This is a genomic window from Thermomicrobiales bacterium (genome assembly GCA_041390825.1).
In the GTDB taxonomy this organism is placed as follows: domain Bacteria; phylum Chloroflexota; class Chloroflexia; order Thermomicrobiales; family UBA6265; genus JAMLHN01.
On record JAWKPF010000004.1, the window covers coordinates 198,837 to 218,446 of the forward strand.

Genomic DNA, 19,610 nt, shown 5'->3' on the forward strand with positions numbered 1-19,610 from the left:
GTAGGTTCCTTGTCGTTCGGCGAGAGCAGTTGTTTCGCCATACCAAGCAGAAGGACGATGATGAATAACCCCACTACTCCCTTCCCTAGCAGGGTTTGAAAGCGGCTCGACGGTTTCACAACCACGCCAGGGACGAGCGCTCCCCCGCATTGTGCGCAGAAGTTCTGGGTCGGACGAACGGATGATCCGCATGATGGACAACGTCGTCCAGAGACTGATGGAGCCAAGGGTGATACCTGGAGACAAACGGAATTCGAAATGGAGGTTTCGTCCCTACTGTCTCCTAATGTGGAGTGGACTGTCAAGCACGCGCGGGGCCTGCCGCATAATGGAGCGGTTCGTATCTACCAAGGGAACAGCGATGTACTTCAAGCAATTCCTGAACGAACTGGTCGGGTGCGCGTCGTATCTGGTGGCGTCGCGGCAGACTGGAGAGGCGGCAATCGTCGATCCTGGGGTGGAGATCGGCCAATATAACGAGCTCTTGAAGGACCGGAATTTCACGCTGCGGTACGTGATCGATACCCATATCCACGCCGATCATGTCTCCGGAGCGCGCAGACTGGCAGCTGAGCATGCGGCGGAGCTTTGCCTTTTCGAAACGGCGAGCGTGGCGTATCCGTTCCGACCGTTGAGCGACGGCGAGGAGTTGCCACTGGGGCAGTTGCGTCTGAGGATCGTGCATACGCCTGGGCACCGGCCGGAATTGATTTCGATTTTGATCATCAACCCGGAGCGGAGTCCGGAACCGTCGATGGTGCTGACCGGGGATTCGCTGTTGGTGGGCGATGTGGGGCGGCCCGACTTTGGCGGTGGCGATGCGCAACAGCAATACGAGAGCGTGGGGCGGTTGCTGCGGTTGCCGGATTGGGTGGCGGTGTTCCCCGGGCATTTCGAGGGGCCGTGCGGCAAGCATATGTGCGGCCGACCGAGCACGACGGTGGGATTCGAGCGGTTGTTCAATCCGATCGCGCGGATGGATCGGGAGCCGTTCGTGGACAAACTGGCGGGCGAGGTGCCAGCGCGGCCATTGAACATGATTGCGATCGAGGCGACCAACCGGGGGGACACGGACGCATATTGGGCGATGCTCAGCCGGATGAGCCAGATTCCCCAGCTCTCGAACGAGGAATTCGACGCGCTCGATACGTCGCCGGTCCTGATCGATGTGCGCGAACCGGGCGAGTTCGCCCGCGGACATCTTGCGGGCGCGATCAACATCCCCCAGGCGGAGCTGGCGACCCGTATCGAGGAGCTGCCGAAGGACCGGCCTGTGGTGACGGTGTGTCTCAGCGGGGCGCGGTCGTATCGGTCGGCGCAGTTTCTGGCGCAGATGGGATTCGAGCATGTCTCGAGCCTGGCTGGTGGTGTGAGCGGGTGGTTGGAAGATGGCCGTGAGATCGAGGTTGGCGTGGAGATCCCGGATGGACCGCGGGTGATCGAAACGGAGTGGGCGCACGCGGGGGCGGGATGATGGGAGAGACTTGGAAGTAGGAAGTGGGAGATAGGAAAGAGGAGATAAAGAGGCCATGGCATTGGAAGGGGATGCGCGGAATGCAGCGATGCGGAATGCGAATGCCTGTCAGCAACTCGTCGAGCTGTGCGGCGAGGTGCTCGAGGTTGCGCCGGAGCTGACAGCGCGCGAGTTCCTCAGGACGCTCGGTGCATTGGTGGCCGGGATCGATCTGGACCTGAAGGGTTTTCGACAGTTGGCGCGTGGCGGGGCGAATGGCTTGATCGGAGCCGGGTTTCGCGCCGAATACGACGACGGCACCGCGGGCCAGGCGCGGCATTTTGCTGGGACGGCCGCGGCGGCGGCGCTGATCGGAGAGAAGCCGGCCGAGTTGCTGGCGCATCATGTGGTCGACCCGGCGGAATCGATCGACGGGCACCTGTCTACGGCGGCGCTGGAGTTCGCGCGGTTGTTGATCGAGGGAGAGCTGCCGTTGGCCGAGGCGGGTGGGTGGATTGCAGCGAATGTTTGCGATCCAGCCTTCCAGACCGACGACGGTTCGACGCCGTTCGATGCGCTGGTGGAGCGTTCAGCGACGGCCGAAGGCTTGCGGGCGCGGTTCTCTGACGCCGAGTGGCGCGAGCTGACCGAACTGCCGGAACGGGTGGCGGTGGCGGCGGCGTTGTCCGATGCCACTGGCGGGTTCGAGGACGCAAAGGATCTCGTTGCGGGAATGCGGCAGATCGAGACCGGGTCGGAGAGCGAGAGCGAGTTGGTGCGCGCGCTGGTGGCGGAGCGGTATGACGAGGGGTTTGCCTGGGGTGACGACGACCGATCTCCAGACGAGCGCGTGGAGGATACGTTGCGCGCAGTTCGCGAGGAGCTCCGGGTGCTGCAGGCCAGGGCGATCGCAACGGGCGAGATCGTGGCGTATGCCAACTTTCTGATGGAGATCGCTCGAACGGCGGTACGTGGGTCGCGCTCGGGCGGGTTTCTGGGAATTGGTGGTTCCGATGTTTCTCAGCGCGAGTCGGCTTTCCTGAGTCGGCTGGAGGATGTGCTGGAGGCTGGGTTGCCGGCGTGCGAGGGCTGTTTGGGGTGATTGCGGCGATGACGCGGTGAGTTTGCGGTCGATTCGTCCTCTATGCCGTCGATGCTGCTATCTTCAGCGTGTTGCAGGCGATCTGCGGGGCTGCGCTCGATCGGTGCGCAGTCGATGGAGAGAGCGGCGAAGGGGTTGGTCAGGACGTGCCCAACCATGTGTTCGAGTTGTCTCGAGAGGCGTGCCGGAGCGCGCGTCGATGAACAGGAGATCTGATGCCTCGAATCTTGATGATTTCGGCCGGTGTATTGCTGGGGCTGTGCATTTTGTGCGTTGGACTGGGTTACTTCGTAGCGGTCCCACGCTTCAAGGAAGGCGTGGAGGACGGAGTCAACCAGGCGGTGTCGACGTATGTGGTCCCGCAGATTGCGGGAATTGGCGCAACGCCGGCAGCCGGGACGTATACCTTGACCGAGGATGACATCAACGATCAGATCCAGACCGGCGATGCCGATCTGAGCGATCTGCGGTTCATCATTACCCCCGCAGGGCTGGAGCTGCGCTTCGGTGAGCAGGGTCAGGATGTGGCCTACACGGCGCAGGTGAGCGCGGTGGACGGCAAGATCGAGATCCAGGGCGCGAACCTGGACGGTATTCCCACCTGGATCATTCCGGCCGGTTCGATTTCGAACGGTTTGGAGAGCGGGATCAACGACTATCTGGCGGAAAACAACCTGGTGGTCTCGAGTGTGACGATGCAGGAGGGGAGCATGACGTTGGTGCTGGAGGATGCGCCAGCAGGAGCGATGCTGATCGCGGCATAGGCGCGATCTACCCGATTGCTTTGCCCCGGCCCGTCGGCCCGTGTGCCACCGCGCACGCGCCGATCGACCGGGGCGTTGTTTTTCGCGGGCGGAGTTCGGGTAGGTCGATATCTGCCGGGATGGGAGAGCAGCCACGGAGGGTGCGGCTACGTGAAGATGCTGGGGGCAGCCACGGAGGGCTGCGGCTAGTGGAGGTGGGGGCGGCCACGGAGGGCTGCGCTACGGGGAGATGCTGGAGAGCAGCCACGGAGGGCTGCGGCTACGTGGAGATGCCGGGAGGGCAGCCACGGAGGGCTGCGGCTACGGGGAGATGCCGGGAGGGCAGTCACGGAGGGCTGCGGCTCCGTGGATGTTGGGGCAGCCACGGAGGGCTGCGGTCACGTGGAGATGTCGGAGAGGGCAGCCACGGAGGGCTGCGGCTACGTGGAGATGTCGGAGAGGGCAGCCACGGAGGGGTGCGGCTCCGTGGAGATGCCGGAGGGCAGCCACGGAGGGCTGCGGCTACGTGGAGGTGGGGGCGGCCACGGAGGGCTGCGGCTACGGGGAGGTGGGGGCAGCCACGGAGAGGAGATGCCGGGAGGGCAGCCACGGAGGGCTGCGGCTACGGGGAGATGCCGGGGGGTCAGTCGTGTCCTGGATTGGCTGGGTCGGGGGAGCGTTCTGGGCCGAAGAGCCGCGGGAGGCGTGGGTCGTCGATGGTCGCAAGGGCGGTGATGGCGACGATGACCATCCAGCCAAGAGCGGCCGTGGCGAAGCCGCGTTCTGCGAGGCCGTCGCGGCTGTCCGAGACGGTTTCGAAGAGATAGCCACAGAGTCCTGCGGCGATGGCAAAGCCAATGGCTGGCAGGGTGAGATGGCTCCAGCCGGGTTGCCGACGGGCGGCGAAGCCAGAAAGGAGGATGGCGGCGATGGCGCTCAGGATGGTGAGCGAGGCGAAGGCATTGTGCAGCCATCCTTCGAGATTTCGCGGGGAGCCCGGGGCGCGATTGTAGTCATGAAACATGCCGGTGCCGCCGATGGCGAATGCTGTGAGGAAGACCGGGATGAACACTATCCGGTTGTAGCGGGGGAAGGCGAGAAAACAGCCGACCGCGAAGAAGGCGAGCAGGATGGCGAGAATCAGGAGGCCTGTGCCCATGATTTCCGGATGGGGTTGGCCTTGGGCGGCGGCGTCGCTAAAGGTGCTGGAGATATGCGAATAGCCTGGAGTGATCATCCCGGCCCAGATGGCAAACGGCGCGAAGACAAAGGGGGCGATCAATCCGGCGCAGAGCAGCACGGCGGTTAGCCGCTGACCGGCGAGCGTATTCGGCTGAGCGAGAGGTTCGGCGTTGGACGATCGCACGGAGTTTGCTCGAACTGGGCGGAACGAAGGCCGTTCGAGCAGCATAGCATGGCCACCAGGGTTGTGGATGAGGCGGGTTCGCGCGCGGCCGTGACGCCCGAATTTCGGGTGGCGCATACTGCGTGCATGGAGAGCGCATCGGAAACGCTGAGAGCCGGACCGCTTATGGTGGCGACGAAGTTCCACGCCCCAGTTTGGCGTCCGGGCTTTGTCTCGCGCCGCCGGCTCGTGGACAAACTCAACCTCGGAGCGGAGCGAAACGTCACGCTGATTTCCGCCCCTGCCGGGTTTGGGAAAACGACGTTGCTGGCCGAATGGCTGGCGGACGATGCAACGGGACGGGCCATATCGTGGGTTTCGCTCGATCAGAACGACAACGATCCCGCGCTTTTCTGGGCCTACGCCATTTCCGCGTTGCGAGCACAGGAGCGCAACCTTGGGGAACGCGCGCTGACGCTCTTGCGTTCCCTGCAAGCTGCGCCAATCGAGTCCGTGCTGACCAGTCTGATCAATGAGCTGTCCGCTTCACCACGCACCTTCGTCCTCGTGCTCGACGATCTGCATACGATCGAGAACCGGGCAATCCATGAGGCGCTCGGATTTCTGCTCGATCATCTTCCGCCACAACTGCGGTTGGTCATGACGACCCGGGCAGATCCGCCGTTGAATCTGTCCCGGCTGCGCGCTCGGGGTGAACTGAACGAGCTACGCGCCGCCGATTTGCGGTTCACCCCGGATGAGGCGCGCGCATTTCTCAACGATGTCATGGGATTGCACCTCTCCGATGGTGATGTGCGCGTGCTGGATGCCCGAGCCGAAGGCTGGATTGCCGGCCTGCAATTGGCGGCGCTGTCGATTCGGGATCACGAGGATGCGTCCGGTTTCATCCAGACGTTTGCGGGCGATCATCGCTATATCGTCGACTACCTGTTGGAAGAGGTGCTGCACCGGCAGACCGAGGACACCCGAGACTTTCTGCTCAGGACCTCGATCCTCGATCGGTTGAGCGGTCCACTGTGCGATACGGTCACCGGGCAACGGGATGGGGCTGCGCAGCTGGTGGCGCTCGAGCGGGGTAACTTTTTTCTGATACCGCTGGACAGCACGCGGACCTGGTATCGATATCACCATTTGTTTGCCGATGTACTCAAAGCGCGGCTGCTGGAGGAGTACCCAGAGCAGGTGGCGCAGCTTCACCTGAACGCGAGCGAGTGGTATGAGAAGCAGGGGCTGGCCCCTGACGCAATTGGTCATGCGCTGGCCGCCGGCGCCTATGTCAGAGCCGCAGATCTCGTCGAGCTGACGGCTCGGGAAATGCAGCAACACCGGCAAGAGACCACCATGCTTGGCTGGCTCACCATGGTCCCCGAGGAGGAGATCAGATGCCGGCCGGTGCTTAGCACGGTTTATGCGGGGCTCCAGCTCTGGAACGGTAAGCGGGACATGGTGGAAGACTGGCTGCGCAACGCAGAGCGGTGGCTCGATGCGATGCGAGATCAGGCATCCGGCGTCCCTGCCGGGATGCGGGTGGCGGATCAGGACGAGCTCGAACGGCTGCCGGGATCGATCGCGGTCTACCGAGCCGGGTCCGCACTGATAGATGGAGATGTCTTCCGCACGATGGAGTTCGCGCGGTCCGCGGACCAGCTCATTCCGGACGATGACTATCTGTATCGCGGAGCCGCGGCCGCGCTCCAGGGACTTGCTTTCTGGACGGTCGGCAACCTCGAATCCGCCTATGAGGCGTATGCCAGTGGGATGGCAAGCCTGCGGCGAGGCGGGTACATCATCGATGCCGTCGGCGGATCCATCGGGTTGGCCGATCTGCGAATTGCCCAGGGTCGGCTTCATGATGCGATGGTGATCTACCAACACGGACTCAATCTGTCCACTGAACATGGACTTCGGTCGCCCAGTGGCATGGCCGATATGTACGCCGGTATGGGCGAACTCCACCGGGAGTGGAATGATTTGGACACGGCGACGCACCTGTTTGCACAGAGCGACGCATTGGGAGAGTCCGCTGGTTCTCCGCAGCATCCACATCGCTGGCGCGTGGCTCTGGCCCGGCTGCGGGCCAGTCAGGGAGATTTGGACGGCGCTATCGCGCTGTTCGACGAAGCGGAGCCCCGGCATGTCAGTGACATGTTTCCGAAGATTCGTCCCATCCCGGCGATGCGAGCACGAATCTGGATTGCGCAGGGGCGACTGGATGAGGCCTCCGGGTGGGCGCGCGATCAGGGCCTGTTAGTAGACGATCCCATCAGCTACTTGAACGTCTTCGATCTCCTCACGCTGGCTCGCGTTCTTCTGGCGCAGGGGGCCGAGGTTCGCTCCGAAGCGGACCTTCTGCGCGCGATGCGGCTTCTCGAACGGCTGCGGGACGCCGCGGATGCTGGTGGGTGGACTGGCAACCTGATCGAGACTCTGATGCTGGAGGCACTCGGTCACCAGCGGCTGGGGAACCTCGATGCAGCGCGCGCATCACTCGACCGCGCGCTGACATTGGCCGAACCCGGAGGGTACGTGCGCACCTTCGTGGACGAAGGGGAACCGATGCGCCAATTGCTGCGTGAGGTCGCCAGTGGTGGAGGGGGACGCCGCGCCCAGCGCATCTTGCTCTCCTGGGGCGCGCCGAACCGGCCGGCAGCGGGGCCGGGGATCGCATCTGGACTGGTCGAACCGTTGACTCCGCGGGAAGTCGAGATCTTGCGCTTGATTGCGGCCGGTCTGCGGAACCAGGAGATCGCCGACCAGCTCTACATCAGCCTGCCAACCGTGAAACGCCACCTCGCCAATGCCTACGGCAAGCTCGATGTCACACATCGCACGGAAGCGGTTGCCCGGGCGAACGCGCTGGGGATTCTCTAGCGCGACATTCCATTTGGTCGACACATGAGAACGCGGTTGCGGGCGGCTGTGCTGCCGGGCTGAGCCCAATCGCAGGGCGCGAAGAACATGCGCCACGACCGCAACTGCACCGCGGAATTACACCCCCTTCTGCACCCTTCGGCTGATCTCGCCGGATTGCCGCTTGCCTAGATTGAACGTATGGCGATGACGACTTCGCCATACGGAGGTCAGGCAATGAATGGCACCTATCGATTTCTGGTCCGCGGGCATTTGGACGACCGCTGGTCCGATTGGTTCGGAGGATTGGCAATCCAGCGGCTGGGTGACGGGTCGTCCGTCCTGACGGGAGCGATTGCGGATCAGGCGGCGCTCCATGGGGTGATCGCCCGCATTCGCGATATGGGGTTGCCGCTGCTGGCGGTGGAGCGTGCCGCGGGGTGTGACGAACCTGCCGGGGACGCCTTGCCGGGGGCCCGCGGGAGTCCGTTGCGGCTCGGGCGCGCGCACGAGGATTCGACATTCATTGACGGCACTTCCGTACAACCGACTACTCTCCAAGGAGACATACGATGCGATTGACATTCCCTCCGGCGTCCCTGGCTCGGGGCGCCGCGAACCATCCGTGGCGAACGATCGGCGCCTGGCTGCTCATGCTGGCAGCCGCGATTGCGCTCATGACTACTTTTCTGGGAAGCGCGCTGACCACGGACGTTACCGGAACACTGACGAACAATCCTGAGTCGATGCAGGCGGACCAACTGCTGCGCGACCGGCTTGGGAGCGCCGATGCGTCCAATGGTGAGATCGTGGTGGTGCGATCGCCGGACCTGACGGTGGACGATCCCGTTTATCGCGACTATGTCGAACGGCTGTATGGCGAACTGGTCAGCCTGGGGGACGACATCGTCTCCGAGGGAGCGAACTACTACCTGACGGGAGACGAGTCGCTGGTGTCCCAGGATCGGCACACGACGCTGATCCCGTTGACGTTCCCGCAGCGGCTGGAGAGCGAGATCCTCCAGGTGCATCAGGTGCTGGAGAACGCGGAGGGGGGCGATGCGTTCGATGTTTCCATCTCCGGGATGGCCACGCTCGATGCCGAGATCAAAGAGGTTGCCGAGAGCGACCTGGCGAGGGGTGAGGCAATCGGGATTTCCGTGGCACTGATCGTGCTCGTCATTGCCTTCGGCGCCATCGCGGCCGCTGTGCTCCCGATCGTAATGGCAATCGTGGCGATCATTCTGGGGCTGGGCGCTACCGCTGTACTGGGTCAGGTGTTCGATATTCCGTTCGTGGTGCTCAATGTGATGACCATGATGGGGCTTGCGGTTGGAATCGATTACTCGCTACTGGTCGTGTCGCGCTATCGGGAAGAACGCGCAGCGGGGCGGGAGAAGATCGACGCGATTGCCGCGACTGGCGGAACGGCTGGACGGACCGTGCTGGTGAGCGGTGTGACGGTGGCGCTCGCGCTCTCCGGACTGCTGATCATTCCCGATGCGAGCAATCGGGCGGTTGGCGCGGGTTCACTGCTGGTCATTCTGGCTGCGGTATTGAGCACGATGCTGCTCCTGCCGGCGCTGCTGAGCCTGATGGGCGATCGGGTCGATGCGCTGCGGATTCCGCTGTTGCAGCGGCGCGCAACCGAGGCATCCAGCAGCCGGTTCTGGGACGGATTGACCGGGGCCGTGATGGGGCGTCCGGTGCTCAGTTTGGTGCTTGCCGCGGGGATTCTGCTGGCAGCCGCCAGCTCGATCGTCGACCTGAATCAGGGCGAAGTTGGTATCGAGGCGTTGCCTGATGGACTGATGTCGAGGCAGGCGTATCTGGTGCTGCAAGAAGAGTTTGGGTTTGGGCAAGATCTGCCGGCCATGGTGGTCATCGACGGCGATACTGAATCGGCTGCGGTTCAGGGGGCTATCGCCCGTCTCGAGGAGGAAGTCGCAACCGATGCCGCGTTTGCGGGCGCGACGCTCACGACCTATCCGGAGGACGATCTTGCCGTCTTGCAGGTGCGGATGGCGGGAGATGCGACCTCCGGGACCGCCACCGAGGCCATCGAGCGGTTGCGCGATGACTACATCCCGATGGCATTTTCCGATACGCCAGCTACCGCGCTGGTGACTGGCAGATCAGCCCAGATCCTCGATCTGAACAACGTCACCACGACCTACACACCCATCGTGATCGCGTTTGTGCTCGGGCTCAGTTTCCTGTTCCTGATGGTGGCGTTCCGGTCGATCGTGGTGCCAATCAAGGCTATTCTGATGAATCTGCTCTCGGTGGGGGCGGCCTTCGGGCTGCTGGTGCTGGTCTTCCAGAAGGGCGTGGGGGCCGAGCTGCTCGGTTTCCAGCAGGTCGAGGTGATTCAGACCGGGCTCCCGCTCTTCGTGTTCGCCATCCTGTTCGGGCTTTCGATGGACTATCACGTCTTCCTGATCAGCCGGATCCGCGAGCGATTTCTGGAGACCGGCGACAACACGGAAGCGGTTGCCTATGGGTTGCGCACGACGGGGCGGCTGATCACGAGCGCGTCGCTCATCATGGTGGCGGTCTTCGCCGGATTTGCGCTGGGGCGGATGGCGCCGTTGCAGCAGCTCGGTTTCGGATTGGCGGTGGCGGTGCTGGTGGACGCGACGATTGTGCGCTGCATCCTGGTTCCGGCCAGCATGCGATTGCTGGGAAGCTGGAACTGGTACCTGCCGAATTTCCTGAACTGGTTGCCGGAGATTCGCATGGAACAGTCGGCTGTCGTCGAGCCGGTGACAGCCGGAGATTAGGTCCGGCCGGAGAACATGTGCCCCTCCGATGTGTTCCGAGTTGGGCGACCACGGAGGGTTGCACCTACGCGAGGACGTCGGTTCAGGGGCACATGTTTCTGAAACTGCTCGAGCGCGGGGAGGGGCGTCTGGCGTCACTCGGTGTGACGAGGAGGCCCCCCCGGTAGCACGACCGCTGCTCCAGGCGGCCAACCGACGACAACCGAAACGCCGGGATTGCGCATGGACGATCCCGGCGTTTCGCTGTCGATGGGAGGAGCGGTTACCGCTCGATGGGGGCGCCGATGAGGGAGCCCCATTCGGTCCAGGAGCCGTCGTAGTTGCGGACATCGGGGACGCCGATGAGCTCGGTGAGGACGAACCAGGTGTGAGCGCTGCGCTCACCGATGCGGCAATAGGCGATGGCCGGTTTCTCCTGACTGACGCCTTTGCCGCCGTAGATGGCGACGAGCTCGTCGGCCGGTTTGAAGGTGCTGTCTTCGGCGACCGCGGTGGCCCAGGGGACGTTTTGCGCTCCGGGAACATGGCCGCCGCGCTGGGCGCCTTCTTGCGGCAGGTTGGCGGGCGCGAGCAGCTCGCCAGAGAACTCGCCTGGCGAGCGGACATCGATCAGGACGGTGCCGGCATTGCCGATGGTTTCGCGGACGTCGTCACGGTAGGCGCGCAACTCTGGCCGAGTGGTGGTGACGGTGTAGCGGGTCTCCGCCACGGTGGTGGGGTCGGTGGTCGTGTCGCCGTCGGACGCGATCCACTTGGCGCGGCCGCCGTCGAGCAGCTTGACACTGGCATGACCATAGTACTTGAAGAGCCAGTAGGCGAAGGCGGCGAACCAGTTGTGATTGTCGCCATAGAGGATGACGGTGGTGTCGGGACCGATGCCGGAGCGGGAGAGGAGCTCTTCCCATTCGGATTTGTCCGGGATGTCACGCGCGGGGTGTTGCTGGAGGTCGACCTGCCAGTTCCAGCCGACCGCGCCGGGGATGTGACCGCTTTCGTAGGCGGTGGTGTCGACGTCGACCTCGACGAGGCGGACATTTTGGTCGGCAGCGTGGGATTTGACCCAAGCGACATCGACGAGCGCGTCGGGATTTGCGTAGGTGGCCATGGGTACTCCTCATTGGGACTAGCGCGAATGAATAGTGGAGTTCTCTATCGAAAATAAGAGTACCAGATACGCGCAAGCGCGCTCTCGGCGTGAGCGAGCGTCTCTGTGCAGCGCGGTCGATGCTGGGCTGCTCGGTCCGGGATATGCGGGTTCGGCGAATTGGACTGGTCTTGGCGTGTCAACGCGCACTAGAATGAATTCGTACTAGTTCAGTCGGAATTCGGCTGACGCTGTTGGACACATGCTGCATGCATGTGTCTCTTGGCCGAGCGTGGCGAGCAGAACGAGGAGTGGGATGAACGTGAAGGGAACCTTGGCCAGCGTTGGGCGGATCACGTTGGCGATGCTTCTGGTGGCTTCGATCATGGCGGTGATGCCGGGCGTTGCGGCAGCGCAAGATACGGCGAACGTTGCGCCGGTGGACGATGCGGCGTTGTCGGTCACCTTCGAGGATGGGGTGATTCCAACGGTCTTCGGGGATGTGACGTTGCCGGAATCGCGCGAGAAGGTGGTGACGCTCACCGATGGGTCGCTCGATGCCGCGTTGGCAGTGGGTGTGATGCCGGTCGGGTTGACACGCAGCTCGAATGGCGAAACCGTGGCCACGTATCTGGAAGACGAGCTGCTGGGCGAGCCGGTCTATGTCGGCGGCTGGGGCGAGGTCGAAGGCGCGGGCACCGACATCGAAAAGATCATCGAGCTGCAACCCGATCTGATCTTCTCCGATCAGTGGTTGCCCGGAGATCAGTACGAGCAGCTGAGCAAGGTTGCGCCCGTGATCGCGCCGGGCACGATCGAGGTGTCGGGTCCCGACGGACTGCAGCAGTGGGAATACGAGTTGCTGGTCTACGGTCAGGCGCTTGGGAAGTATGACGAAGCGCATGCGGCCCTGATGGGGTTGCGGCAGCGCGCGGCGGACTATGCCGCAACGTCGGCGCATGCCGGTGAGTCGGTGGTGGTCTTCCGGCCGCAGCCGGAGTTCGCGGTGGTGATGTCGCAGGGTTGGATCACCGGAAACGTGCTGAGCTGGTCGAGGTTCGTGGGCAATGAGCTGAGTAACAGCACCCCGTCCCCGCACAGCGGCCGGGATGTCGGATTGGAGCGGTTGGGCGAGCTGGAGGCCGATTGGCTACTGGCGGCCACACGTGATGCCGAGATGAGCGCCGAGCTGCAGAACTATCTGGAGAATCCGCTCTTTGCGCAGCTTTCCGCGGTGGAGAACGACCAGGTGGTCGAGGTTTCTGGCGATCTCTGGAGCGGCGCCACTGGAGTGCTGGCGGCGCATGCCATGCTGGACGACATCGAGCGGATCTTTGGCGCGGCCGGGACGGCGACGCCCGCGGCATAGGGAATGGGGCCTGGGTTCTGAGACGAACGGAGCAGGCGGCAGGCGGCATGCGGCACGCGGCAGGCGGCAGGCAGCAGGCAGCAGGCGGCACGCGGCACGCAGCACGCAGCACGCAGCACGCAGCAGGCGGCAGGCGGCAGGCGGCGGGCGGCAGGCAGCAGGCGGTAGGCAGCACGCGGCAGGCAGCAGGTGGCTGGCGGTTGGGGAGTGATCGAGACTCGTCTCAGGGCTCAGGGCTCAGGGCTCAGGGCTCAGGGCTCAGGGCTCAGGGCTCAGGGCTCAGGGCAGGGAGTTTCACGATGCTGAGCGCGCGGTTGGAACGGCTTGCGAAGGAGATCGAGGCGGCGGGTGCAGGCGCGCTGGAGCGGTTCTGGGACGAAGTCGCGCAAGCGGGAGCACCGCTGATCGAGGAGGATACCGAGCGGGACGACACGCGGGTGGTGACGTTTCTCTGGCGAGCGACTGAGCCGGTGGAGCATGTGGCGCTGATCGAATGGTTCAGCGAGGGGGATTTTGGCGACAAGTTGCTCGAGCGGTTTGGGGAGACGGATCTCTGGTACCGAAGCTATCGGCTGCGGTCGGATTTGCGGCTCGACTATCAATTCGGGCCGGACGATCCGCTGACGCCAAAGCGCGAGGAGCAGGATTGGGAGACGCGCCGCGCTGGGTGGCGGCGCGATCCGCTAAACCCGGATTGGTACTTCGATCCGAAGCATCCGGACGATGCGCTTCCCGAGGAGCGCGCGTGGTCGGTGGTGACGTTGCCGAATGCGGAGCCGCAACCGTGGCTCGCGGTGGTTGCCGATGCTCCCGCAGGGAGTGTGGACCATCATCGATTCGAAAGCGACATCATGGGCAACGAGCGGGATTGCTGGCTCTATCAGCCAGCGAACGGGACCGAACCCGAGGTGTTGTTGTTGCTTTTCGATGGCGAGCGGGCGATGGGCGCGATGCAGACGCCGCACGTGCTGGACAACCTGATCCTGGCTGGAGCGATTCCGCCAACGGCCGCGGTCATGATCGGGAATGTCGACCGGGGAGCGGAGCTGCCATGCAATCCGGAGTTTCTTCGGATGCTGGTGGACGAGATGTTGCCATGGGCACGGAGGGAGCTCGGGCTCGAATGGCTGCCCGATCGGGTGCTTCTGGCAGGGCAGAGCTATGGCGGACTGGCGGCGGCCTATTGCGCGCTCGAACGGCCGGAGGTGTTCAGCGGGGCGATTTGCCAGTCGGGATCGTTCTGGTGGAAAGCGGATCCGCGAAATGAGCAAGGTCCGGCATTGGTCGTGGGCGACGCTCCGGTGTATGGGTGGCTCCCGGCGCGGGCAGCAGACGCGGATTGGGCGGAGACGCGGTTCTATCTCGACGCGGGCCGCCTGGAGAACCGGCATTTCGACGATGCGGCGCCGTCGTTGCTGGTCAGCGTGCGGCACATGCGCGACGTGTTGCGGGCGCGCGGATTCGATGTGACGTATCGGGAGTTTGCTGGTGGGCACGATGTGGTTTGGTGGCGGTCCACACTGGCGGACGGGTTGATCGCGCTCGTGGGAGGGGGTTCGTGGCTAGTAGTCAGTAGTCAGTAGTCAGTCGTTGGGCGTTGGTTGCTGGTAACTGGTAACTAGCAACTAGCAACTAGCGACTAGCAACTGGTAGCTCGTGGGGGATGTGCGGTTCTTGTTGTATTGGCCGTCATTTGTTCTCCAACGGCTGGCGACCAACGACTGACGACTAACAATTGGCAACTGATGACTGACTACCGGTGACTAGCGGCTGACGACTAGAGCGGTTCTTCAAGGAAGTGCCTGCCATCTCAACGAAGCGTGACCTTGTTGCCCTCGCTGTGGCGAGGAGATCCCTCCACTCCGCCTCAGTCGGGATGACGACATTCGCACGGCAGGCACGTGTTTCGGCAACGGCTCGAGCGACTGACAACCAGCAACTGACGACCAACTACTAACAACTAACTACTGACGACTAGCTACTAGCGACTCAGTCTCTCGCGGCGGTGTCCTGGAGTTTGAAGAGGCGGTCGGTGCGGGCCGCCATGATGAAGTCGTTGCGGTGAAGACCGTGGATCTTGTTGGTGGTCCAGGTGACGCGGACGTGTCCCCATTCGGTGAGGATGGATGGGTGATGCTCGGCACGCTCGGCCAGACGGCCGACCCGTTTGGTGAATGCGAGCGCTTCCATGAAGTTGCCGAAGCGGTAGTCGCGTTCGAGCCGGTCGCCGTGTTCGTCCTTTACGAGGGACCAACCGGGGAGTTGGGGCAGCAGAAAGGCGGCCTCGTCCGGTGAGACGGGAGGATCGCTTTTCTTGCTGGGAGAGCAGTGTTCGGTGGCAAGGGAGGGCATAGGCTGACCTCGGGTGTTTGGCAAGTGATGTGGTGTCGAGTGTAACGGGTTTGGGAGAATCGAGAACGCCGGAGCGGTTGGCCGCTCCGGCGTTGGGTTGCTTGTTGCGTTTCGCGCGGATTACGCCGCCGCGTTGAGCTGATCGATTTCGGCCGGGCAGGCTGCGGTGAGTGTCTCGGAGGCGGTGTCGTAGGCGCCGCCGTCGGCGAAGACGCTGCTCAGGCTTTGGGCGTTCTGCATGGCGGTCATGGCGCCGGCCATGTTGCCTTCGGCGACCGCGGTAGCGATGTCATCGACCACGTCGGCCAGCGGGTAGTAGAACTGGTCGACCATGATGCTGTTGAGCTCGGCTGCCGCCGCGGGTGGATTGCTGGCGGCCTGCTCGTCGCCCATGACGCGGAGCTGATTGGCAATGTCAGTGAGTTGCGGGGCGGTCACGTCGGAAACGTCACCATCCTGGAAGAGAGCAGTGACCTCACCAGCGCGGGTGATGCGGTCCAGCAGATCAAGACCCCAGTCGACCAGGCCCGCGCAGTCGGGGTTGCTGGCAACGGCAGCCGTGGTGGCGGCTGCGGTGGGGACGCCGGCGACCTCGGTGGACGTGGCAGGCGGCTGGCTGGGCGGCTGGACAGCGCCCATACCGGCAGAGAGATCGGCCACGACGTTCAGGGAGGTGTAGCCATCGCCCCAGCTGATCTGGGCCGGCGGCACGCCTTCGAAGACCGCATAGACGAGGGCGCCTTGCAACGTATCACCCGGGTTGAGATCGACGTAGTCGAAGTCCGGGAGCGTGGTGTCGGCGCGAAGAACGTAGCTGGAGTCAGCACGAAGCCGTCGCATCGGTCACCCAGAGGCTGGAGGGGCTGACGCTGAGCACACCGCTTCCGGTATTGGTGACCGTGACATCGACGAGGATGTAGCGGCTGCCGCGCGGGGGAGCGTAGGAACTGTCATACCCGGTGAACGGATCGGTGACGCCATTGACCGTGACATCGGCCATCGGCACGCCCGATGGGTCCAGTATCGTCACCAGGTTCCGGCGACAACCGGCGCGGTGCGCAGGTCGAGCGCGGTGATCTGACGATCATACGTCGGGGCATAGACCATGCGTTGCAAGGTGGTGCTCCCGAAGAGCTGATAGGGGATCACGCCGGTGACCGAGGCGCCGGCGGCCAGCGCTTCGGTGTATTCGAGCGGGGTGACAGCCGCATCTGTGTAGGTAATGTACGGCTGCTGAGCGACGAAGCCGTCGCTATCGATTCCCATGATGTAGTTTGGATACACCTCCATGGGGGCCGTACCTGTATTGGTGATCGTCACTTCAGCGAGCGCGAAGTGATAGCCGCGTTGGGGGGCCGAGCTCGAATCGAAGCCCGTGAAGGGATCGGTGATGTTCGAGACGGTGATGGCGCCGATGGATGAGCCGTCGGTTGCGATGATGGGGACCGTGGCGCCGAGAGGGACGCCGAACGATCCGGTGGCTGGCGCGGTTTCCGGGGTGGTGGTCTGAGCCTGCGCCAGACCCGGAATCAGCAATCCCACGGTCAATGCGACCAGCATCGCCATGGCAAAGACTCTCCGCATGTTTCTTCTCCTCAATACCAGGTAATCCATTACGTCCAGCGAGACCATCTCACCGGGGTGCACGCTATTTGTACACCCATTTTGCAGTGCTGATAAGCCTGGTGGAGCGACTCATGGCCGAATTCGCTGCCGAACGCCGAATGGGGAAAACCCGGAACTCGTACACGTTGGGGGAGCGGACCCGCCTGCGAACCAACGCGCAGATTTGCCGAGATTTGTCCGATTTCCGAGCAGAGGAGCGTCTCTGGTCGCGCAGTTCGGAAAGGAGGACGGGTGGCGAAGGGCGTGCAGTTCGAGCGCGCTGCCGGGGAGCAGCTCGACGATCCCCAGGTGGAGTTGCGAGCGCAGTTTCGGGAGCGGATACGGCAGGGGACCTATGACGCGCTGCTCGATCCATCGGTACGGATGCTGTTGCGCGAGGGCGCCGCGATCCGGGGCATGGACGAGGAGCTGGGAGCGATTCGGTTCGCGTTGGCGAAGTTGCTGGCGGAAGAGCTCGATGCGAGCAAGCTGGCGGCTGGTGTGGCGCGGTTGACGTCGGCGGCCGTGCAAGCAATGAAGATGGGCCAGGCGCTCGGCGATGAGACAGATGAATCGCTGGCCGATCTGTTGAACGAGATTCTGATCGATCTGGAAAAGGAGAGCCAGGTGGCCCGAGCGGCCAGGAAGGAGGGTGGAGGTGATCGAGCATGGCGGCAAGATCTTGAACTTGCCGATACGGGATGACACGCAGGGCATCGACCTGAATCCGGGGACCGCCTATGAAGCGGTCACGCGGACGATGGTGGAGGAGCTTGCGGAGGATGTGAAGGAGATCCGCGGGCGGATCGACGCGATCTTCTGGTTGATTGCCGGGGCGATCGTGGTCGAGCTGGTGATGCGCGTGCTGGGCGTTCGCGGGTAGCCATGGGGCGGCGAGGCGATCCGGTGCTGGCGGCGCGGGTCGAGCGGCGAGCGGATCAGTTCGGTTCGATGCGGGTCTTTTCGCGGGTGTTGGCGCGAGACCATGTGCTGCGGGAGTACCAGACGCCACCGGCGGAAGCGGTGTTGCAGAGCGTGTTCGACGGAGACGGGGCGCAGTTCGCGGTGATGTTCAGCCGGCAGTCGGGGAAGGACGAAATGCTGGCGCAAACGGTGGCGCATCTGCTTTGGCAGTACCAGAACGCGGGCGGGTCGATCGTGCTGGCAGCGCCCACCTTTCACCCGCAAGCGGCGTTGATGCGGGACCGGCTCTATGACCGGTTGCGGTCGAAAGCGTCCGGGCCGCGGGTGAAGCTGAAACAGGGGTACGTGATCCAGTATGGCAACGCGTCGGCGCGGTTTCTGTCGGCATCGCCGCAGGCGAACCAGCGGGGACAGACCGCCAGTCTGCTGCTGGTCGCGAACGAGGCACAGGACATCGATCCGGTGGTGTGGGACACGGTGTTCACACCGATGGGGGCCTCCGGGAACGCGACCACGCTTTTTCTGGGCACCGCCTGGCGGCGAGACACGCTGTTGGCGCGGCAAATCGCGCACTTGTCGCACCTGGAGCGAGCCGATGGGCGGCCACGTGTGTGGAAAGTCGATTGGGAAGCCGTGGCGGAGGTCGTGCCGGAGTATGGCGCGCACGTGGCCAGGCAGATCGCGCAGTTTGGCCGCCAGCACCCGGCGATCCGCACGGAGTACTTCCTGGAGGAGCTGGACGATGCCGGGAGCTTGTTCCACGCGCATCGGCTGGCGCAGTTGCAGGGAGACCACCAGCGACGGCACGCTGCAGAACCGGGCAAACGATATGCGTTGTTGATCGACGTGGCGGGTGAAGACGAGCATCCACATGGACAAGGCGTTTTCGACCCGGATGCGCGGCGCGATAGCACGGCGATCACGGTGGTGGAGATCGGGCATGGCAGCGCGCCGGTTGGTCCGGAGGTGGAGGGATGGACCGGCAGCGAATTGGAGCTGCGGTCGCGGTTGCCGCACTACCGGGTGGTCGACCGGATGGCGCTCACCGGAGCGCGCACGGTGGCGGTGCATGCGCGCATTGTCGACCTAGCGGTCAACGTCTGGCAGGCGAGCGCGGTGGTGATCGATGCCACCGGAGTTGGCGCGGGGCTGGCGGCGTTCTTGCAGGCGAGTCTGGCGAGCGGGAAGCGACCGATCCGGGTGAAGCCGTTCGTATTTTCCGCGCAGAGCAAGAGCGCGTTGGGATGGGATTTCACCCACCTGATCGATACAGGACGGTTCAAGGAGTACCGGGACGATTCGCTGGATGGCACACCAGCCGCGCGGATAACCGCCGAGTACTGGAGGCAACTGCGTGAGGTGACGTTTACCACCTTGCCGGGGCCGGGCAAGTTGATGCAGTGGTCGGTGCCGGCGGGACGCGGGCACGACGATCTGGTGATGAGCGCGGCGCTGGTGGTGGCGCTGGAAGGTGTGGACTTGCGCGAGCGGATCGCGCGGGGTGCTTAGCGGGGTCATGCGGCCTGTGTCCTGGGCCCTGAGACGTTGCCGGTAGAGACGTGGCTCGTCTCAGGGCTCAAAACCCAGGGCTCAGGACGGATCGAAGGAGGTTTTCATGCACGAGAACGAAGAAATCGTCGAGCACGATGCAGCGGCCGCGGAGCTGGATGCAGTGCGGCAGGTAGTGCTGGCAGCGTATCCGGATAGTGTGCCGGAGTTGATCCAGGGCGCCACGGTTCCGGAGTTGCTGGCGTCGATCGAACCGGCGCGGGCGGCGTATGCGCGGGTGGTGGAGTCGATGGCGGCGGTTGCCGAACCGGTTGCTGTGACGGCGCCGGTGGTGCCGGCTGGAGGCGGCGCCGCGGTGTTCGATCCGGGCGCGTTGCCGGCGGCAGAGAAAGTGCGCCGGGGGATTGCGAGTCAGCGGAGGTAGCTGACGAGGTCCAGAGTCCAGGGTTCAGAGTCCGGAGTCCGGAGTC

The 19,610-nt window shown here is 63.9% G+C and carries 18 protein-coding genes; 12 read left to right on the forward strand and 6 right to left on the reverse strand.

Features of this window, described 5'->3' with window-relative positions; translation table 11 throughout:
- Positions 1-361: 361 nt before the first annotated feature.
- The 3 genes from R2855_00865 (at position 362) to R2855_00875 (ending at position 3,319) form a co-directional block, all read left to right on the forward strand.
- Positions 362-1,474, forward strand: a complete 1,113-nt coding sequence (locus R2855_00865; GenBank protein MEZ4529553.1) for an MBL fold metallo-hydrolase — start codon at positions 362-364, stop codon at positions 1,472-1,474.
- A 55-nt stretch (positions 1,475-1,529) separates the two neighbouring features.
- The gene (locus R2855_00870) at positions 1,530-2,555 is read left to right on the forward strand and encodes a hypothetical protein (protein MEZ4529554.1); all 1,026 of its coding nucleotides are present in this window, start codon (positions 1,530-1,532) and stop codon (positions 2,553-2,555) included.
- A gap of 215 nt (positions 2,556-2,770) precedes the next feature.
- On the forward strand, positions 2,771-3,319 hold the full coding sequence (locus R2855_00875; GenBank protein MEZ4529555.1) for a hypothetical protein: 549 nt from the start codon (positions 2,771-2,773) through the stop codon (positions 3,317-3,319).
- A gap of 622 nt (positions 3,320-3,941) precedes the next feature.
- Here R2855_00875 and R2855_00880 read toward each other — a convergent pair.
- The gene (locus R2855_00880; protein MEZ4529556.1) at positions 3,942-4,664 is read right to left on the reverse strand and encodes a DUF998 domain-containing protein; all 723 of its coding nucleotides are present in this window, start codon (positions 4,662-4,664) and stop codon (positions 3,942-3,944) included.
- A gap of 48 nt (positions 4,665-4,712) precedes the next feature.
- On the opposite strand from R2855_00880, the gene R2855_00885 reads away from it, so the two are divergent.
- The 3 genes from R2855_00885 to R2855_00895 all read left to right on the forward strand — a co-directional run bounded on the left by R2855_00885 (position 4,713) and on the right by R2855_00895 (position 10,297).
- Positions 4,713-7,535: a LuxR C-terminal-related transcriptional regulator gene (locus R2855_00885; protein ID MEZ4529557.1), complete on the forward strand. Its 2,823-nt coding sequence runs from the start codon at positions 4,713-4,715 to the stop codon at positions 7,533-7,535.
- Positions 7,536-7,751: 216 nt separating this feature from the next.
- Positions 7,752-8,096 carry a hypothetical protein gene (locus R2855_00890; GenBank protein ID MEZ4529558.1) on the forward strand — a complete coding sequence of 115 codons (345 nt, stop codon included), beginning with the start codon at positions 7,752-7,754 and terminating at the stop codon, positions 8,094-8,096.
- The gene (locus R2855_00895; GenBank protein ID MEZ4529559.1) at positions 8,087-10,297 is read left to right on the forward strand and encodes an MMPL family transporter; all 2,211 of its coding nucleotides are present in this window, start codon (positions 8,087-8,089) and stop codon (positions 10,295-10,297) included. The genes R2855_00890 and R2855_00895 overlap by 10 nt, the downstream gene beginning before the upstream one ends.
- 262 nt (positions 10,298-10,559) lie before the next feature.
- On the opposite strand, the gene R2855_00900 is transcribed toward R2855_00895, so the two are convergent.
- Positions 10,560-11,402 carry a sulfurtransferase gene (locus R2855_00900; protein ID MEZ4529560.1) on the reverse strand — a complete coding sequence of 281 codons (843 nt, stop codon included), beginning with the start codon at positions 11,400-11,402 and terminating at the stop codon, positions 10,560-10,562.
- Positions 11,403-11,703: 301 nt separating this feature from the next.
- Between R2855_00900 and R2855_00905 the strand changes: the two genes are divergently transcribed.
- Both R2855_00905 and R2855_00910 read left to right on the forward strand, forming a co-directional pair.
- The gene (locus R2855_00905) at positions 11,704-12,750 is read left to right on the forward strand and encodes an ABC transporter substrate-binding protein (GenBank protein ID MEZ4529561.1); all 1,047 of its coding nucleotides are present in this window, start codon (positions 11,704-11,706) and stop codon (positions 12,748-12,750) included.
- Between the two features lie 299 nt (positions 12,751-13,049).
- On the forward strand, positions 13,050-14,333 hold the full coding sequence (locus R2855_00910; protein MEZ4529562.1) for an alpha/beta hydrolase-fold protein: 1,284 nt from the start codon (positions 13,050-13,052) through the stop codon (positions 14,331-14,333).
- A 406-nt stretch (positions 14,334-14,739) separates the two neighbouring features.
- Here R2855_00910 and R2855_00915 read toward each other — a convergent pair whose 3' ends face one another.
- The 4 genes from R2855_00915 to R2855_00930 form a co-directional block, all read right to left on the reverse strand.
- The gene (locus R2855_00915; protein MEZ4529563.1) at positions 14,740-15,102 is read right to left on the reverse strand and encodes a 4a-hydroxytetrahydrobiopterin dehydratase; all 363 of its coding nucleotides are present in this window, start codon (positions 15,100-15,102) and stop codon (positions 14,740-14,742) included.
- Positions 15,103-15,222: 120 nt separating this feature from the next.
- On the reverse strand, positions 15,223-15,942 hold the full coding sequence (locus R2855_00920; protein ID MEZ4529564.1) for a hypothetical protein: 720 nt from the start codon (positions 15,940-15,942) through the stop codon (positions 15,223-15,225).
- Positions 15,923-16,132: a DUF4352 domain-containing protein gene (locus tag R2855_00925; GenBank protein MEZ4529565.1), complete on the reverse strand. Its 210-nt coding sequence runs from the start codon at positions 16,130-16,132 to the stop codon at positions 15,923-15,925. The genes R2855_00920 and R2855_00925 overlap by 20 nt, the downstream gene beginning before the upstream one ends.
- A complete protein-coding gene (locus R2855_00930) occupies positions 16,129-16,686 on the reverse strand; it encodes a hypothetical protein (GenBank protein ID MEZ4529566.1) in 558 nt (185 codons plus the stop codon). The genes R2855_00925 and R2855_00930 overlap by 4 nt, the downstream gene beginning before the upstream one ends.
- 273 nt (positions 16,687-16,959) lie before the next feature.
- On the opposite strand from R2855_00930, the gene R2855_00935 reads away from it, so the two are divergent.
- From R2855_00935 to R2855_00950, 4 genes are all read left to right on the forward strand, one after another.
- On the forward strand, positions 16,960-17,412 hold the full coding sequence (locus R2855_00935) for a hypothetical protein (protein ID MEZ4529567.1): 453 nt from the start codon (positions 16,960-16,962) through the stop codon (positions 17,410-17,412).
- Positions 17,366-17,590 (forward strand): hypothetical protein, encoded by a 225-nt coding sequence (locus R2855_00940; GenBank protein MEZ4529568.1) that lies wholly within the window; start codon positions 17,366-17,368, stop codon positions 17,588-17,590. Before R2855_00935 ends, R2855_00940 begins: the two co-directional genes overlap by 47 nt.
- Positions 17,591-17,592: 2 nt before the next feature.
- Entirely contained in the window at positions 17,593-19,140 is a 1,548-nt protein-coding gene (locus R2855_00945; protein ID MEZ4529569.1) for a hypothetical protein, read from the forward strand.
- Between the two features lie 106 nt (positions 19,141-19,246).
- On the forward strand, positions 19,247-19,564 hold the full coding sequence (locus tag R2855_00950; protein ID MEZ4529570.1) for a hypothetical protein: 318 nt from the start codon (positions 19,247-19,249) through the stop codon (positions 19,562-19,564).
- Positions 19,565-19,610: the final 46 nt, after the last annotated feature.

Bases quoted from the DNA above. Each gene is read 5' to 3' on its own strand.
- R2855_00900 (MEZ4529560.1), bottom strand. From the start codon at position 11,402: ATGGCCACCTACGCAAATCCCGACGCGCTCGTCGATGTCGCTTGGGTC.
- R2855_00920 (MEZ4529564.1), bottom strand. From the start codon at position 15,942: ATGCGACGGCTTCGTGCTGACTCCAGCTACGTTCTTCGCGCCGACACC.
- R2855_00890 (MEZ4529558.1), top strand. From the start codon at position 7,752: ATGAATGGCACCTATCGATTTCTGGTCCGCGGGCATTTGGACGACCGC.
- R2855_00910 (MEZ4529562.1), top strand. From the start codon at position 13,050: ATGCTGAGCGCGCGGTTGGAACGGCTTGCGAAGGAGATCGAGGCGGCG.
- R2855_00915 (MEZ4529563.1), bottom strand. From the start codon at position 15,102: ATGCCCTCCCTTGCCACCGAACACTGCTCTCCCAGCAAGAAAAGCGAT.
- R2855_00930 (MEZ4529566.1), bottom strand. From the start codon at position 16,686: ATGCGGAGAGTCTTTGCCATGGCGATGCTGGTCGCATTGACCGTGGGA.
- R2855_00885 (MEZ4529557.1), top strand. From the start codon at position 4,713: ATGGCCACCAGGGTTGTGGATGAGGCGGGTTCGCGCGCGGCCGTGACG.
- R2855_00895 (MEZ4529559.1), top strand. From the start codon at position 8,087: ATGCGATTGACATTCCCTCCGGCGTCCCTGGCTCGGGGCGCCGCGAAC.
- R2855_00870 (MEZ4529554.1), top strand. From the start codon at position 1,530: ATGGCATTGGAAGGGGATGCGCGGAATGCAGCGATGCGGAATGCGAAT.
- R2855_00945 (MEZ4529569.1), top strand. From the start codon at position 17,593: ATGGGGCGGCGAGGCGATCCGGTGCTGGCGGCGCGGGTCGAGCGGCGA.
- R2855_00875 (MEZ4529555.1), top strand. From the start codon at position 2,771: ATGCCTCGAATCTTGATGATTTCGGCCGGTGTATTGCTGGGGCTGTGC.
- R2855_00865 (MEZ4529553.1), top strand. From the start codon at position 362: ATGTACTTCAAGCAATTCCTGAACGAACTGGTCGGGTGCGCGTCGTAT.
- R2855_00950 (MEZ4529570.1), top strand. From the start codon at position 19,247: ATGCACGAGAACGAAGAAATCGTCGAGCACGATGCAGCGGCCGCGGAG.